This is a genomic window from Actinacidiphila acididurans, from assembly GCF_016918855.1.
GTDB lineage: Bacteria > Actinomycetota > Actinomycetes > Streptomycetales > Streptomycetaceae > Actinacidiphila > Actinacidiphila acididurans.
The window spans coordinates 1-1,573 of record NZ_JADKYB010000056.1; the positions used below are offsets into that span (position 1 = coordinate 1).

Here is a 1,573-nt window from a genome sequence, read left to right on the forward strand (position 1 = left end):
TGCTGCAGTGACACGACTTCGGCGGTACGCTTGAGCCCCGCTACATTGTCGGCGCGGAATCACTTGACCAGTGAGCTATTACGCACTCTTTCAAGGGTGGCTGCTTCTAAGCCAACCTCCTGGTTGTCTGTGCGACTCCACATCCTTTCCCACTTAGCGCACGCTTAGGGGCCTTAGTCGATGCTCTGGGCTGTTTCCCTCTCGACCATGGAGCTTATCCCCCACAGTCTCACTGCCGCGCTCTCACTTACCGGCATTCGGAGTTTGGCTAAGGTCAGTAACCCGGTAAGGCCCATCGCCTATCCAGTGCTCTACCTCCGGCAAGAAACACACGACGCTGCACCTAAATGCATTTCGGGGAGAACCAGCTATCACGGAGTTTGATTGGCCTTTCACCCCTAACCACAGGTCATCCCCCAGGTTTTCAACCCTGGTGGGTTCGGTCCTCCACACGGTCTTACCCGCGCTTCAACCTGCCCATGGCTAGATCACTCCGCTTCGGGTCTTGAGCATGCTACTAAAACGCCCTCTTCGGACTCGCTTTCGCTACGGCTCCCCCACACGGGTTAACCTCGCAACACACCGCAAACTCGCAGGCTCATTCTTCAAAAGGCACGCAGTCACGACACACAGGGCAAGCCCTGCATGCGACGCTCCCACGGCTTGTAGGCACACGGTTTCAGGTACTATTTCACTCCGCTCCCGCGGTACTTTTCACCATTCCCTCACGGTACTAATCCGCTATCGGTCACCAGGGAATATTTAGGCTTAACGGGTGGTCCCGCCAGATTCACACAGGATTTCTCGGGCCCTGTGCTACTTGGGAAATGAGCAAGCAAGCCACACAGATTTCAGCTACGGGGGTCTTACCCTCTACGCCGGGCCTTTCGCATGCCCTTCGCCTACCTGCATGGTTTCTAACTCGCCTCACAGCCGGCAGACCGTGAAAGCTCACTCCCACAACCCCGCATACGCAACCCCTGCCGGGTATCACACGCATACGGTTTGGCCTCATCCGGTTTCGCTCGCCACTACTCCCGGAATCACGGTTGTTTTCTCTTCCTGCGGGTACTGAGATGTTTCACTTCCCCGCGTTCCCTCCACACTGCCTATATATTCAGCAGCAGGTGACAGCCCATGACGACTGCCGGGTTTCCCCATTCGGACACCCCCGGATCACAGCTCGGTTGACAACTCCCCGGGGCCTATCGCGGCCTCCCACGTCCTTCATCGGTTCCTGGTGCCAAGGCATCCACCGTGCGCCCTTAATAACTTGGCCACAGATGCTCGCGTCCACTATGCAGTTCTCAAACAACCAGCACTCAAGGAAACAGTCACCCGTTCCCCGAGAACCCAACAGCGTGCCCGACCCGACCAGCTTCAGCGCTTCCCGTTCCATGCCCTCCCCCGAAGAGAAGAACCGTACTAACGAAACACACCCACCAGCCGTGCCGAATAGTCAACGTTCCACCCATGAGCAACCGTGCAGGACACTCGCCTGCAACCGGCCATGTGCTCCTTAGAAAGGAGGTGATCCAGCCGCACCTTCCGGTACGGCTACCTTGTTACGACT

General features: G+C 57.4%; 2 rRNA genes. Both read right to left on the reverse strand.

Features of this window, described 5'->3' with window-relative positions:
- Positions 1 to 1,279: ribosomal RNA gene (locus ITX44_RS40585) — 23S ribosomal RNA — on the reverse strand; the annotation flags it as partial.
- A 244-nt stretch (positions 1,280 to 1,523) separates the two neighbouring features.
- Positions 1,524 to 1,573, reverse strand: a 16S ribosomal RNA gene (locus ITX44_RS40590); the annotation flags it as partial.